Here is a 14100-nt window from a genome sequence, read left to right as displayed (position 1 = left end):
AGGGGATGGGAGAAATTTTTCACGGTCAAACAAAGGGGTAATGTTTGTTTGTGATCAATTTCACATCCTTATGATAACAAAAGATGTCGACTTTTGACAACCTCTATGCTTAATGTTCATATTTTTGTCACAAAACATAACGAAGTGCATTCACTCATATCCTTATAAGGAAAAAGGACGAGGAGGACCGCCATGATGTCTACTTTGATCTCAATTGTGTGCATTGCTGTTTTTTTCTGCTTGAATATCTTAGGCATGATGCATATGCTGCCGCTTTATATTACCTCTCCTCTGCTGTTTCTGTCTATTTTGTTTACCCTCTACCGCTTGAATCACCGGAAAACCTTTAAAGGGTTTTAAAAAAGCCTGTGCGTCATTTCCGCACAGGCTTACTTTTTTAAGACTGCTTGACTTTCATCAGCAGCTCTTCCATTTCATCAAGTTTTTCTTCAAACATTTTGCACGCGGCTTCGATTGGCTCTGGAGACGTCATATCAACACCCGCTTTTTTCAGGACATCAATCGGGTATTGTGAGCTTCCCGCTTTCAGGAAGTCAATATAACGGTCAACCGCCGGCTTTCCTTCCTTCAAAATCTGGCTGCTTAATGCTTGGGCAGCGCTGTACCCTGTCGCATACTGATACACATAGTAATTGTAATAGAAGTGCGGAATACGCGACCATTCAAGGCCGATTTCCTTATCAATCACCATGCCGTCTCCAAAATACTTTTTATTCAGGTCGTAATAGACATTTGTCAGAAGCTCAGGTGTAAGCGGCTCGCCTTCTTGAGCCTTTGTATGGATCAGATGTTCAAATTCAGCGAACATCGTTTGTCTGAAGACCGTTCCCCTGAAGCCCTCAAGCATATGGTTGAGAATATATAAGCGCTGTTTTTCATCCTCTAAATTGTTCAGCAAATATTCGCCAAGGAGCGCTTCATTTGTCGTAGAGGCAACTTCCGCGACAAAGATGCTGTAATTGCCGTATGGATAAGGCTGGTGCTTTCTCGTATAGTAGCTGTGTACGGAATGTCCAAACTCGTGCACGAGCGTAAAGAGATTATTCACGTTATTATGCCAGTTCATCAAAATATACGGATTCGTGCCGTAAGCTCCTGATGAATAAGCCCCATTGCGTTTGCCTTTATTTTCGTAAACGTCCACCCAGCGGTTTTCCAGGCCTTCTTTTAGGATAGAGGCATATTCTTCCCCTAATGGTGCGAGGCCTTTCAGCATGTAATCTTTGGCTTCCTCGTATGTCACCTTCATCCCAGCATCTTTCACAAGCGGTGTATACAGGTCATAGATATGCACTTCATCAAGCTCAAGCACTTTCTTTCTTAGCGCAATATAGCGGTGCAGGAGCGGCAAATGCTTATTAATCGTCTTAACAAGGTTATCGTATACTTCCTCAGGAATACTGTTGTTAGAAAGCGCAGCCTCACGCGCGGACTTGTACTTTTTCACTCTCGCGTAGAAGTTGTCCTTTTTCACAGTGCCGCTTAGCGTCGTGGCCATTGTGTTTTTATATTGTCCGTACGTTTTATACACTGCGTCAAACGCATTTTTGCGGACTTCACGGTTTTCACTTTCCAAGAAATTAATAAAGTTGCCGTGAGTGATCTGTTTTTCATTCCCATCTTCGTCTTTAATGGATGGAAACGTTATATCTGCGTTATTTAACACACTGAATGTATTTGAAGATGACCCCAGTACCTCGGAGGCTTCAGCAAGCAGTGCCTCTTCCTTCTCGCTCAGCACATGCGGACGTTCCTTTGTAATCTCCTCAATCGCATGAGAGTACAGCTTCAATTCTTCTTTTTCAAGAATGAACTGCTGCAGTTTGTCTTCTTCTATGGATAAAATCTCCGGAACCAAATAAGCTGTCGCGCTTGCGGCCTGTGTATACAGGTTTCCCGCCTTGTCATTCAGCCCCTGGTAAAAGGAGTTCCCCGTATCCTGGTCAGAGCGCATATGCGCATATGTGTACAGCCTACCCAGCCGCTCCATCACTTTATCTTGATACGTAAGAGCCTCGTATAAATGATCAGCTGAATCTGCCAGCTTTCCTTTATACTTAGATAAATTCGGAATTAATGCTTTTACAGCTTGAAATTCTTTATTCCAGGCCTCATCACTAGGAAAAATATCCTCAAGTCTCCATGTGTCTTCTGCCTTTACCTCACTTCTGTCAGGCAGTTGGTTTGCTTTTTTTTCCTCAGCCATGGTGATCCCCCTCGTCTTCTTTGATTCAAGCCAATTGAAAAAACAGCTGTTTCTCAATAAACTTGTGTTGTGAATATCTTCCGGTTTTTCACTGCCTTTTGTCAAATCATATGCAGTAATGAAGAGAACGAATGCCAAAAAAGCAGTAAAAACACGAAAAACCTTTCCTTTTGTGCCTTTCACAGCCTGCCCACCACCTTTGTCTTAGGGTGAGCCAAATAAGACAAACTCATTCTATAAAACAGCTGCGGTCTCTTTCTATAAGATCCTGCATGGAGTGTATGCCACCTGCAGGCTGATTCAGCACATATACTTCTTTCTGAGTCTCCCTTAAAAATCCCTTCTTGCACAAAAAATCAATATACTGTTTAACCGCTTCTGAAAGACACTCTTCGCTGCATTCAAACCTGAGTACAATGTTCTTATTATGAATGTGCAGTTTGCACTGCTGCAAAACGGCTGAAAAACGAATTGGCGCACGTTTATCTCCAAGATCCGTCATAAACAAATAAAGAAACCCCTGCCACACAAAAACCGGACTCTTAAAAACTGCCCCTTTTCTAACAGGAACAAACACTTCAGTCGGCAGAAAAGAAAAAGGCGTCTGCCGCTTCTCATAAAACAGCAGCCTAAGGCGATTTGTTTCCTTTGAGTTAAACCGATGGGGTTTATGGCGAAAACGGTGAATCGCTTTCGTCCAGCCTGAATATTGAATTGAGGGTTTCGGTTCAGTGAAAAAAAGATCGTCTGCACCTGCCCGATGGATAGGGATCGTTTGGACTGAGGAATAAGAATGATTTGTGTAGAATGGAATGATGTGGCTGAGCCGGAGAAAAGAACGCCTTTCAGGACAATAACATATCAGCTCTCTGTATGGACTTGCACTGATAAACTGCCAATGAAAAGCTGAAAGCTGATAAAAGGACGAAGCAGTCCGTTTTAAGCGGCTGTATCCCATAATCCACTGCGGGATGATTCCTTCTTGTTTGAAGCCCTCTGTCCGCTTTTGAAAGACATCTGGAGCGATAGTGGCGCATTGATATTCAACAGCAAGCATATGCTCCTTGATTCTTGCCATGACGTCCGGTCTTTGGTTGATTGTCCTTATATACGGCTCCAATATTGGTGAAGCCCGTTGTGTTTTCAGCCATACATACAGCTGTCTTTTTCCTTCTAAGTGGTAGGCGCTTTCCGGTTCGATGTCTATGGAGCAGGACTTGTTCTGTTTATGGGCAAAATGCGGCGCTTTTTGAAGTCCGAGCTTCACAGCTAACTCTCCTCCGCATACCGGACAGAAGAACCGTCTCCGCTTTAATTTCTGGTTTTGCTGAGCGCCTAGAAGGTGAAACATTTGGCCGTCTTCAGTCACAGCACTAAACAATTGTCATCTCTCCTTTCCAGATGAAGTATACTTTCTGGAAAAGATGATCAACTCCTGTTCGCTGTATTTTCTGCTTGTCTATATGTTTTTGATTTTTCACATCTCTAAAATGGCATTTTCGTGCATAAAAAAAACCGATTTCCGGAAGGAAATCGGTTTGCTATGATGCAAAGTGTTTTTTTATCGTTTCTAGAGCATGCTCTGAAATAATCAGCTTGCCGTACTCTTCAAGACGGTGTATGCTGATTGAGGATTCAGTTGCGTACTCCAGCAGGATGCTTAGCTGATTTTCAACCTCTTCATCAGTCATATTGCAAAAATCTACATATAAATAATATCGGTTCTCAAACGAATATAAAGTCGTTTTGCTTCCGTTAACGTTCAAATTAGATAGAGAAATAACATCCTCAAAATCGCCAAATCGCAAGACAAATTGAAGCTTTTGCTCCTTCTCTTCCTGATTGACGGCTTGCTCTTCTTTCTGGAAATCATCCAGCAAGGCGTCAAGATCCTCAGATGCTGGTTCTTGCTTTTTATCCTCAGGAATCGGCAGTTCGAGCTTTTGTCCGTCTTTGGAAAGCTGGGCTTTTGTGACGATGATTTCTAATCCTTTGTCCAGTGCCTGAACTTGAATCCAAAGTGGGCCTTCAACAGCGAATTCCTCTTCTTCATGAACTTCATCCATGACTTCCCAGAAAAGTTCTTCACTGCGCTCACGGTTATACCAAATTTCTTCTCTGTCAAAACCGCGATCTTCAATATCTCCGTAAGACATATAAAATTTTACTGTATGCTCGTTAATTCTTTCAATTTCCATTTGCCAACCTTCCCTTCTATATAAGATGTTGAAGGGACATCTAAGCTCCCGATTAATTGTACTTTACTACACTTTACCCATTCCGTCCACATCTTAACCTTAACCAAGGCCAGTGTGAATTCCTTTGTATTTCTATTTTATGATAAAACAGTCACAAAAGAAATAAAAATGCACCTTTGCCTAAAAAACGGCAGTTCAGGCGGCTGATATCATAAAATACAACCTGTCTCATATAGTAGTAGTACAAGCGAAGGACTGAAAGCGAGGTGCCGCTTCATGGAGCATGACTATCTGATTTCTCTGCTTGTCATTGTTGGGATTGACCTGATCCTCGGCGGAGATAACGCGGTTGTTATTGCCATGGCCAGCAGACATTTGCCGGACAAGCAAAGACAGCAAGCCATTATTCTCGGAACATTTATTGCCGTTGCCATGAGAATCGGATTAACAAGTGCAGCTGTATATCTTTTGAACATTCCGTTCTTGCAGTGCGCCGGCGGAATTTTCCTGCTGTATTTAGGATATCAGCTGCTGATTGAAAAAAAAGACACGAAGCACATTAAAAGCAGCACCTCCCTGTGGAGAGCGATACGAACGATTGTGCTTGCAGATCTCTTTATGTCGCTGGACAACGTCATCGCAGTTGCGGGAGCATCACATGGTGAGTTTTCTCTCGTTGTTATAGGTTTGTGTGTATCGGTTCCGGTTATTATTTGGGGCAGCAAACTCATCCATATTGCACTAGAGAAAATACCGCTTCTGATTTACGCGGGAAGCGGGCTGCTTGCTTATACTGGCGGAGAAATGATTGTCAGAGACAAAAAGCTGTCGCTTTTTATGGCGCAGCACGGCACAGTCGAAACGCTCCTCCCCATTTTGACGGTTGCGTTTGTCATCCTTGCGAGCATTTATTACCAGCAGGTTGAAAAATAAAAGAAGGCTGATGACTCAGCCTTCTTTCAGCGTGTCGACAAACCTTTGCATTCGTTGTCAGACCTGCGCGTCGGTGCTCACGAATAAACATATTCGTTGTGCTCCAATGCTCGGCCTTCCTAGACTTCAAAGGTTTTCAATCACGCTGAACTGAAAAGGTAACAAAATCCTAAAACAAAAAACCGTTTTAGGATTTTGTCAACTATCTAAAAAAGAAGGCTGATGACTCAGCCTTCTTTTGATGATACGATCTATTAGTTTGCCAAACGCTGTGCTTCTCTTAATTGGAAAGAGCGAACTTTTCTTGGCAGGAAACGTCTGATTTCGTCTTCGTTATATCCGACCTGCAAACGTTTTTCGTCAATGATGATCGGACGGCGAAGCAAACCTGGATGCTCGTTGATCAAGCGGTACAAATCTTGCAGCGGCATAGATTCAACGTTCACATTCAGTTTTTGGAATACTTTTGAACGGGTTGAGATGATTTCATCTGTACCATCCTCAGTCATTCGAAGAATTTGTTTTATTTCATCAATTGATAAAGGTTCAGAGAAAATATTTCTTTCTACAAATGGAATATCGTGCTCCTCGAGCCACGCTCTCGCCTTTCTGCATGAAGTACAGCTTGGTGATGTGTATAGTGTAACCATTCATCTTCACTCCTCTAATTAGTAGGATGAACATCTATTTTATTCTTAAATTGAAATTACTCTAAAAAAGGAATCTTTACAGGTATTATACTATAAAAAAGTAAGTGTGAACAGTATCCTAAGAAAAAAATGTGTCAATCCAGCAAATTTTTAATGTTCATGATATGTTCTAATTCTCAATTAGCTTAACTGATCGAAAATATTTTTTTGTTTTTCTTCATCAATGAGTTTCAGGACTTCATCCGTTTTTTCGTACGATTCCCCGTACCATTTCTCGTCTTTATAAGTATGAATGTTTTCATATGTCTGTTTCATGGCTTCAAGAATTTCTTCTTCTGATTCTGTTTTTGGTGACCAGTACAGAATCTCCATCTTGTTTACTTCATTCGTAGCCAATGACCGGCGCCGGTACCCAATTGACTGAGCATGCTTGAAATGCTCTCTTTGATAAAACCTCAGGCGTTTTTCTGTATCAGTATCATCTTCATCCACAGGTTCCACCTCGAGCAATATGGGCTTATTTTTCTTTTTCAGCTTCGCGATCAATTTGCCGCCAAGCCCCTGCCCTCTTGCATCCTTAGACACATACAGATAATCAACGAAGATAAAAGAATCGAATTCCGCAAACATTAAAATATGATGTTTGCCTTCATCTTTATGATAAATATCGCTTCGCTCTTTCAGAAGAGCTTCCATATGCGCTTTTGATTTCATTTCTTCAATTGGAAAGTACTCGCTAAGCTTTTCATACCAGTTCATTGATTTGCTCCTTATGAGTTCGTTGTCTTCATACTTTTAGATATACCCCATTTCTTCTTGTTTAAACAGCCTTACATCTATAAAGACGTGCGAACTTCCGCCATGGTTTCATTTTTTTTTCAGCAAAACGGAGCCAGCTGCTCCGTTCATTTTGAAGTGTATCTCATTGAACTCGGTTTTCCCGCCTGTAATAAACCAGGCGAGGCTGCGCCAGTGCAATCAGAAATGTCATGATATATAATGCAGCAGCCGCGATAAAAGCTATTTTCGCACCAGCAGCATCAGCCACTAGCCCCATAATGGAGTAGGTGACGCCTGACCAAGGAGTCAAAATCGCATTTTTTGCAGCCATGATTCCGATTCGTTTCTGCTCGGGAATAACCTCCTGCAGCATGGTTTCCTGGCAAATATCACGCACCTGATAAAAAGGCCCCATTGCAGCACAAGCCAGAGCACATAAAAATGGGACTGGAGAAAATGAAAACAAAAGGGTCAGCGCCGACATTACAAGCGAGCTGAACATAATGGCATAGCCCATATTCCGCTCAAAAAAAGAAGAAAAACGAATGGCAATCACACTGCCGACAATTGCGCCTATAAAATAGGAAGCGTTAAACATCCCCCACCACACCTCTGTTTCATGCAAAACAGCCGCTGTAAATGCGAGGAGAATAGCAGATGACCATACAGAACCCGCCAAAGCTTCTATCGTGTCCATTACAGTAATGTCTCTTACAATAGGGATGATCATTAAATCCTTCCATATACTTCTGGCAGATGCTGTTTCAGCAGTTCCTACAGCCTCTTCTTCATTTACATGCAGCACACTGATGGAAGCTCCCGATAGAACAAACAGGCAAATGGCAGCGCCGACAACGAGTTCAAAAGGGACGGCGTACGTCAGAAGGCCTCCAAGGCCCCAGCCTGCTGTTAAGAACAATTGATTCGAGAGGGAGATCACACCATTCGCTTTTACATATTGCTTCTTTGGAACAATAATCGGCAGCAGCGCAAATCTTGCCGGCTGAAAAAAAGCGCCCGCGAAGGAAAAACAAAACACAAACAGCAGCGTAATCCAAAAGAATGCCTGTCCGTGATGAGTGACGCTGTATGCCATCAGGATTGTAAAGACCGCTCTCAGCAGATTCGCTCCCGCAAGCACCTTTTTAAAACCGAGAATGCGAAGCACCGGAGAGACGCAAAAGCTTGCTGCTATACTCGCAAGCGACATGAACGATAAAATAAGGCCCGCCAAAAAAACGGAGTCAGTCATTTGATAGACCCGGACCATTAAAACGATTGTGACGAGGACTCCTGCTAAGGATTGAAAAGATTGAGACAGCAATAGCGCAAAAACATTTTTGTTATGCAGAAATTGAATCGTATTTCGCCTCCGCTTTTTCCTCTAATTGTAAATGTTATCATTCTCACTTTCTATGAGGACGCAAAAAAACCCTTCAAGAGAAATCTCTTGAAGGATTGATGAATCATGAAAAAGCTTTAAATTCGGCTTCCGTGCACATCACAAAATGTCCCGGTTTGACTTCACGGAATTCCATCGTTTCCCCATCCTTTAATTGATGGACAGACGGATCATATTTCTGGCGAACGCGATTTCTCTCATAGTCCGGATCAGGAAGCGGAATTGCAGAAAGCAATGATTTTGTATATGGGTGAAGCGGATTCTCATAAAGCTCATCTGCCGGCGCAAGCTCAACCAGTTTCCCGAAATACATGACGCCAATGCGGTCACTGATGTATTTGACCATCGATAAATCGTGGGCAATAAACAAGTATGTGAGCCCTTTTTCTTTTTGCAGTTCTTTCATTAAATTCACGACCTGCGCTTGAATGGATACATCCAAAGCGGAAATCGGCTCATCCGCGATAATGAATTCCGGATCAACAGCAAGAGCTCTGGCAATCCCGATTCTTTGGCGCTGGCCCCCGGAAAATTCATGCGGATAGCGGTTTGCGTGTTCCTTGTTTAAACCAACTGTTTCCAATAGTTCATGAACCCTCTGCATCCGCTCTTTTTTCGTTTTCGCCAGCTTATGAATATCAAGGCCTTCAGCAATAATATCAGCAACTGTCATTCTCGGATTCAGGGATGCATAGGGGTCTTGGAAAATCATCTGCATTTTGCGGTTGAATTCCAGCAGCTTTTTCCGCGATTTTCTCCCGTGCACATTTTCACCGTTAAACAGCACCTCACCATCGGTTGCTTCGTACAGCCGGATAATGCTTCGGCCTGTTGTCGATTTACCGCAGCCAGATTCACCAACCAGCCCTAATGTTTCACCTTTATAGATATCAAATGATAAATCATCTACAGCCTTAACGGTTCCTCTCGGCGTGACAAAGTGCTGTTTTAAATGTTTGATTTCTAATAGTTTTTCAGTCAATTTATTCACCTTCTCTCACTAAGACAGGTTTTTCATACGTATTTGCCAGTTTACGCATTTTCGCTTTTACCGCTTCAGGCGGCTCTACCTTTGGGGCATCAGGATGAAGCAGCCACGACTTAACATAATGAGTATCGGATACCTTAAACATTGGCGGCTCCTGTTCAAAATCGATTTTCATCGCATAAGAGCTCCGCAGGGCAAAAGCATCTCCTTTTGGCGGGTTTGTCAAATCAGGCGGCGTGCCCGGTATTGCAGTCAGCTCTTCCTCACCTGAACTTTCCAGTGTCGGCATGGATGCAAGAAGCCCCCAAGTGTACGGATGTCTCGGATCGTAGAAGATTTCGTCTACCGTACCGGTTTCTACAATCTGTCCGGCGTACATGACAGCGACCCGGTCAGCAACATTTGCCACAACACCAAGATCGTGTGTAATAAAGATGATGGACGTGTCAATTTTCTTTTGCAAATCCTTCATCAATTCCAGAATTTGCGCTTGAATCGTTACATCAAGTGCAGTTGTCGGCTCATCGGCGATCAGAAGCTTCGGATTCGCTGCAAGCGCCATGGCAATGACAACCCGCTGCCTCATCCCGCCTGAAAATTCGTGCGGAAATTGGTTCACCCGCTTTTCCGGCATTGGGATACCGACTAATTCCAGCAGTTCAACCGCGCGTTTTTTAGCCGCTTCCTTTGAGATTTTCTCGTGTTTAAAAAGCACTTCCGTAATTTGTTTACCGACTTTCATCGTTGGATTTAATGAGGTCATCGGATCTTGGAATATCATGCCGATCTCTTTTCCCCGGACATTTTGCATTTCTTTTTCGGACAGCGGCACTAGATCCTTTCCTTCAAACAGGATCTCACCGCGTTTGAAATAACCCGGAGGCATTGGAATCAGCTTCATAATCGCTTGAGAGGTTACACTTTTTCCGGAACCTGATTCTCCAACAATCGCCAGTGTCTCTCCTTTATCCAGATGGAAATTCACTCCGCGGATCGCCTGAACCTCTCCGCCATATGTTTTAAATGAAATTGCTAAATCTTTTACTTCTAATAGGCGTGTCACCCGTATCACTCCCTTATTTACGTAACTTAGGATCCAATGCGTCTCTTAATCCGTCGCCGACAACGTTAAAGCCAAACATTGTAATGCAGATAAATCCGGCAGGGAAGAATAAACGCCACGGATAATAGGTCAATGCAGGCAATCCGTCAGAAGCCATCGTTCCCCAGCTTGCCAGCGGAGCCGGAACACCGAGTCCCAAATAGCTTAAAAAGGCTTCTGTAAAAATCGCAGTAGGAACTGTCAGTGTCATCGTGACCAAAATAGAACCCATTGCGTTTGGCACGATATGTTTAAACAGAAGACGGGATGTTTTTGCACCCAGTGTCTGTGAAGCAAGCACATACTCCTGATTCTTCAGCTGCAGCACTTGTCCGCGCACGATTCTGGCCATATTAATCCAGCCCGTAATCGTCATGGCAATAATAATCGTAAATAGACCTTTCGGAAGAACAACCATCAGTAAGATAACCATTAATAATGAAGGAACTGCCCAAAGGATATCAGCGATACGCATCATGATTTCGTCCGTTCTGCCTCCGCGGAAGCCTGAAATGCTCCCCCAAATGACGCCGATCAGCAAATCAAGAACAGCAGCTGCAACACCGATAAAGATTGAGATTCGCGCCCCTACCCATGTACGGACGAAAATGTCCCGCCCAAGATCATCTGTTCCGAACCAGTGATCTTTTGAAGGGGGCTTATCCGCATTTAAGAGATTAGTAGTTGAATAATCATACCTTGAGAACATCGGCGCAAAAATTGCCATAAGGATAATGAGCACGATAATAATAAGCCCGACCATTGCAAGCTTATTGCTGCGGAAGCGAAGCATCGCATCTTTCCAGAGGGAAAGGCTCTTTTTACTTATTTTTTCTGCATCGCCGGCATTCGCTGCGGCTGGTTCAAACATGTTTTTTGGAATGTTCTGCATGGCCTAGGCTCCTTTCTTTGCTTTGGAAAGCTTGATTCTTGGATCAATAATGCCGTATAACACATCTACGATTAATACACACAATAGCAAGATGACACTGAAGAACACCGTTACACCCATAATGACCGTATAATCACGGTTTGTAATACTGTTGACGAAGTGTGCACCAAGCCCCGGAATCCCAAAAATGGTTTCAATAATGAAGCTCCCCGTTAAGACCTGTGCGGCCATCGGGCCCATATATGTAACAACCGGCAAAAGCGCGTTTCGAATGGCGTGCCGCACTGTAACCGCTGGGCGGGAAAGCCCTTTCGCTTTCGCTGTGCGGATATAATCACTGTTTAACACTTCGATCATGCTTGAACGGGAAAGTCTGGCAATAAACGCCATCGGCATGGAAGCAAGTGCGATGGAAGGCAAAAAGGTGTATGCCCAGGAATCCCACCCCGCGACCGGAAACAGCCCAAGCTTCATGGAGAACACATATTGCAGAACAGCCGCCATGATAAAGCTCGGAACCGAAATACCAAATATCGTTAAAATCGCGACGGTATAATCCTGCCACTTATTATGGTAAAGGGCTGCAATGACCCCAAACAATACACCTAACGCTAAAGCGAGGAGAATAGCTTCTGCTCCAAGAGTAAATGAAACGGGGAAACCTGAACTGATCAGGTCGTTAACACTCTGACCTTTATATTTAAATGACGGTCCGAAATCCCACATTGCAACTGATTTCAAATAACTGACATATTGTACAAACAGCGGCTTGTCCAAGCCATAATGCGCATTTAAATTTGCTTCAATTTCAGGCGGAAGCTTTTTCTCACCTGAAAATGGCCCGCCCGGTGCTGCTTGCATTAAGAAGAATGTCACAGTTACAATCACAAATAGTGTGATAATCATATAGACTAAGCGTCTTCCGATATATTTTAGCAAGGGGGAACACCTCCATGGTTTTTACATTTTTATACTCCATCAGTAAGAAAGGTATATGGGGCTTTTCTCCCCATATACCTTGAGGTCTTTTATTTTCAGACGTAGCCTTATTTAAAATATGCGTTTCTGAAATAAACCTCACCAGTACCTGGCATGATAACACCTTTTAGGTTTTCATCCTGTACCCAAGTATCAGTATAGAAATAGATTGGAGCTACCGGCATTTCATCAATGAAAATACCTTCCGCTTTTTTCAGCAGCTCTGCACGTTTGTTTTGATCTGTTTCAGTTTGTGACTGATTCAGCAATTTTTTGAATTCTGGGTTTTCCCAGCCTGTATCGTTATTTCCTCCGTCTTTGTCACGGAACAATTCTAGGAAGTTGATAGGATCATTGAAGTCCCCAAGCCAGCCCATACGGCCGATTTGATAATCTTGGCTGTGGAGCTTATCAATATAGACATTCCATTCTGAGTTATCAAGCTCAACATCAACGCCTAAATTTTTCTTCCACATTTCTTGTACAGCTTGAGCGATTTTCGCATGTGCATCATCAGTGTTATAAGACAATTTGATTTTCGGAAGGTCAGATGCCTTGCTTAAGCCCATTTCTTTTAGGCCTTTTTCAAGGTATTCTTTTGCCGTTTTAACATCGTTGTCTTTGTAGTAGCCTTCTTTGTTATCCTCAAATCCCTTCATTGTCGGCGGCACCGCAGCCATAGCCGGGATTTGTTCACCTTGCGTAATGTTTTTAACAATCGATTGACGGTCAATCGCATAAGATAATGCTTTACGGATATTGACGTTGTCTAACGGCTTAGCTTCAGTGTTGAATTTGTACCAATACACACCTGCCATCGGCTCAACATGTAAAGAACCGTCTTTTTTCAAGGAAGGGAGAGATTCTGTCGGAAGCTGCCCGAGCGGCAAACCGGCCCAATCAAGTTCGCCAGCTTGGAATTTTTTTAGTTCCGTATTGTTATTGTTGATCATAACCATATCGATTTTCTTCAGTTTGACTTTGTCTTTATCCCAATACTGGTCATTTTTTTCGAGAGTAATAGAACCGCTGTGTTTCCATGCCGTCATTTTGAACGGCCCGTTTGATACATAATCATCTCCGGCATTTGTATTCCACTTTTTATTTTTCTCTGCAATTTTCTTATTGATCGGCATATACGTATAGAACGCAGTTAATTCAGTGAAATATGGCGTCGGGTTATTTAATTCAACCTTCAGCGTTTTGTCATTCACAGCTTTTACTGCCACATCGTCTAGGCTGCCTTTTCCGGTATTCGCCGCTTCAGCACCTTTTATGTAGTAGAGCTGGTAAGCGTATTGTGATTCATTATTAGGGTCAAGCGCCCATTTCCAAGCATATTCAAAATCTTGTGCTGTTACAGGGTCTCCATTAGACCATTTCACACCATCACGAATAGTGAATGTATATGTTTTACCGTCCTTGCTTGTTTCGATTTTGGATGCCATGCCTTCTTCAGGCTCCCCATCTGCATTGATGCGTGTCAATCCTTCAAAAGTCTGACGGATGACACCGCCTGAAACTGAATCATTTGCCAATCCCGGATGTAAGGAGAACGGCTCAGTTTTAATATTAATGTTAAGTGTCGTCTTTCCTTTACTGTCCTTTTTCCCTTCACCGTTTGATCCGCTGCCGCCAAAGCCGCACGCGCTCAGCACGAGAGTGAAAATGAGCATCAACGTGACAATCGACCAACGTTTTTTCATATTCGCAAACCCCCTAATAATAATTTTCAGCTCCTTACGGCTAAATCCTCAGAAATATCAGACAAATGAACCTGAGTTTTCACAAACTTTTATTCTGTTCCGTCTTTTCTGATTATTTTTGTAAAAAAGCTGTAACAATAGAGTGAACAAGTTCATTATAATGAAACAAATAATTTATTGCAATATTATTTTATCAATTTAAAATATTTAAACTTCGTTAGTTTTTCTTCCATGAACATAATAT

The 14100-nt window shown here is 42.9% G+C and carries 15 protein-coding genes; 3 read left to right on the top strand and 12 right to left on the bottom strand.

Annotated elements, in window-relative coordinates; translation table 11 throughout:
• Positions 1-192 precede the first annotated feature (192 nt).
• Positions 193-360 (top strand): hypothetical protein, encoded by a 168-nt coding sequence (locus NSQ09_RS12110; protein ID WP_003244944.1) that lies wholly within the window; start codon positions 193-195, stop codon positions 358-360.
• 37 nt (positions 361-397) lie between these two features.
• On the opposite strand, the gene pepF is transcribed toward NSQ09_RS12110, so the two are convergent.
• Together pepF and coiA are read right to left on the bottom strand one after the other, a co-directional pair.
• On the bottom strand, positions 398-2227 hold the full coding sequence (gene pepF / locus NSQ09_RS12105; RefSeq protein WP_171518460.1) for an oligoendopeptidase F: 1830 nt from the start codon (positions 2225-2227) through the stop codon (positions 398-400).
• Positions 2228-2456: 229 nt separating this feature from the next.
• Positions 2457-3578 carry a competence protein CoiA gene (gene coiA, locus NSQ09_RS12100; protein WP_250629518.1) on the bottom strand — a complete coding sequence of 374 codons (1122 nt, stop codon included), beginning with the start codon at positions 3576-3578 and terminating at the stop codon, positions 2457-2459.
• A gap of 73 nt (positions 3579-3651) precedes the next feature.
• Here coiA and NSQ09_RS12095 point away from each other — a divergent pair, with 73 nt between their 5' ends.
• Positions 3652-3774: a hypothetical protein gene (locus tag NSQ09_RS12095; RefSeq protein ID WP_003245684.1), complete on the top strand. Its 123-nt coding sequence runs from the start codon at positions 3652-3654 to the stop codon at positions 3772-3774.
• On the opposite strand, the gene mecA is transcribed toward NSQ09_RS12095, so the two are convergent.
• The gene (mecA, locus tag NSQ09_RS12090; protein ID WP_015383354.1) at positions 3769-4425 is read right to left on the bottom strand and encodes an adaptor protein MecA; all 657 of its coding nucleotides are present in this window, start codon (positions 4423-4425) and stop codon (positions 3769-3771) included. The genes NSQ09_RS12095 and mecA overlap by 6 nt on opposite strands.
• Positions 4392-4532 carry a hypothetical protein gene (locus tag NSQ09_RS12085; RefSeq protein WP_119122854.1) on the bottom strand — a complete coding sequence of 47 codons (141 nt, stop codon included), beginning with the start codon at positions 4530-4532 and terminating at the stop codon, positions 4392-4394. Before NSQ09_RS12085 ends, mecA begins: the two co-directional genes overlap by 34 nt.
• 169 nt (positions 4533-4701) lie before the next feature.
• On the opposite strand from NSQ09_RS12085, the gene NSQ09_RS12080 reads away from it, so the two are divergent.
• On the top strand, positions 4702-5358 hold the full coding sequence (locus NSQ09_RS12080) for a TerC family protein (protein ID WP_003232944.1): 657 nt from the start codon (positions 4702-4704) through the stop codon (positions 5356-5358).
• 254 nt (positions 5359-5612) lie between these two features.
• Here the strand turns inward: NSQ09_RS12080 and spx are convergent, their stop codons facing one another.
• The 8 genes from spx to oppA all read right to left on the bottom strand — a co-directional run bounded on the left by spx (position 5613) and on the right by oppA (position 13856).
• Positions 5613-6008: a transcriptional regulator Spx gene (spx, locus tag NSQ09_RS12075; protein ID WP_014476435.1), complete on the bottom strand. Its 396-nt coding sequence runs from the start codon at positions 6006-6008 to the stop codon at positions 5613-5615.
• 180 nt (positions 6009-6188) lie between these two features.
• Positions 6189-6767, bottom strand: a complete 579-nt coding sequence (locus NSQ09_RS12070) for a GNAT family N-acetyltransferase (RefSeq protein WP_003224597.1) — start codon at positions 6765-6767, stop codon at positions 6189-6191.
• A 163-nt stretch (positions 6768-6930) separates the two neighbouring features.
• Positions 6931-8148 carry an MFS transporter gene (locus tag NSQ09_RS12065; protein ID WP_341032512.1) on the bottom strand — a complete coding sequence of 406 codons (1218 nt, stop codon included), beginning with the start codon at positions 8146-8148 and terminating at the stop codon, positions 6931-6933.
• A gap of 106 nt (positions 8149-8254) precedes the next feature.
• Complete coding sequence (oppF, locus tag NSQ09_RS12060) at positions 8255-9172, bottom strand: oligopeptide ABC transporter ATP-binding protein OppF (protein ID WP_003245567.1); 918 nt, start codon at positions 9170-9172, stop codon at positions 8255-8257.
• A gap of 1 nt (position 9173) precedes the next feature.
• On the bottom strand, positions 9174-10250 hold the full coding sequence (oppD, locus tag NSQ09_RS12055) for an oligopeptide ABC transporter ATP-binding protein OppD (protein WP_077670618.1): 1077 nt from the start codon (positions 10248-10250) through the stop codon (positions 9174-9176).
• 4 nt (positions 10251-10254) lie between these two features.
• Positions 10255-11172, bottom strand: a complete 918-nt coding sequence (gene oppC / locus NSQ09_RS12050; RefSeq protein WP_003232954.1) for an oligopeptide ABC transporter permease OppC — start codon at positions 11170-11172, stop codon at positions 10255-10257.
• Between the two features lie 3 nt (positions 11173-11175).
• Positions 11176-12111, bottom strand: a complete 936-nt coding sequence (oppB, locus tag NSQ09_RS12045; RefSeq protein WP_003245554.1) for an oligopeptide ABC transporter permease OppB — start codon at positions 12109-12111, stop codon at positions 11176-11178.
• Between the two features lie 107 nt (positions 12112-12218).
• Positions 12219-13856 (bottom strand): oligopeptide ABC transporter substrate-binding protein OppA, encoded by a 1638-nt coding sequence (gene oppA, locus NSQ09_RS12040; RefSeq protein WP_341031505.1) that lies wholly within the window; start codon positions 13854-13856, stop codon positions 12219-12221.
• Between the last annotated feature and the right edge of the window lie 244 nt (positions 13857-14100).

Source organism: Bacillus sp. FSL W8-1202, from assembly GCF_038006165.1.
Lineage (GTDB): Bacteria > Bacillota > Bacilli > Bacillales > Bacillaceae > Bacillus > Bacillus subtilis.
The sequence above is the reverse complement of the archived record's forward strand: the minus strand, read 5'-3'. Positions and strand labels throughout refer to the sequence as shown.

Coding starts and splice junctions, on each gene's coding strand:
- NSQ09_RS12110 (WP_003244944.1), top strand. CDS start 193: ATGATGTCTACTTTGATCTCAATTGTGTGCATTGCTGTTTTTTTCTGC.
- pepF (WP_171518460.1), bottom strand. CDS start 2,227: ATGGCTGAGGAAAAAAAAGCAAACCAACTGCCTGACAGAAGTGAGGTA.
- coiA (WP_250629518.1), bottom strand. CDS start 3,578: ATGTTTCACCTTCTAGGCGCTCAGCAAAACCAGAAATTAAAGCGGAGA.
- NSQ09_RS12095 (WP_003245684.1), top strand. CDS start 3,652: ATGATCAACTCCTGTTCGCTGTATTTTCTGCTTGTCTATATGTTTTTG.
- mecA (WP_015383354.1), bottom strand. CDS start 4,425: ATGGAAATTGAAAGAATTAACGAGCATACAGTAAAATTTTATATGTCT.
- NSQ09_RS12080 (WP_003232944.1), top strand. CDS start 4,702: ATGGAGCATGACTATCTGATTTCTCTGCTTGTCATTGTTGGGATTGAC.
- spx (WP_014476435.1), bottom strand. CDS start 6,008: ATGGTTACACTATACACATCACCAAGCTGTACTTCATGCAGAAAGGCG.
- NSQ09_RS12070 (WP_003224597.1), bottom strand. CDS start 6,767: ATGAACTGGTATGAAAAGCTTAGCGAGTACTTTCCAATTGAAGAAATG.
- oppC (WP_003232954.1), bottom strand. CDS start 11,172: ATGCAGAACATTCCAAAAAACATGTTTGAACCAGCCGCAGCGAATGCC.
- oppA (WP_341031505.1), bottom strand. CDS start 13,856: ATGAAAAAACGTTGGTCGATTGTCACGTTGATGCTCATTTTCACTCTC.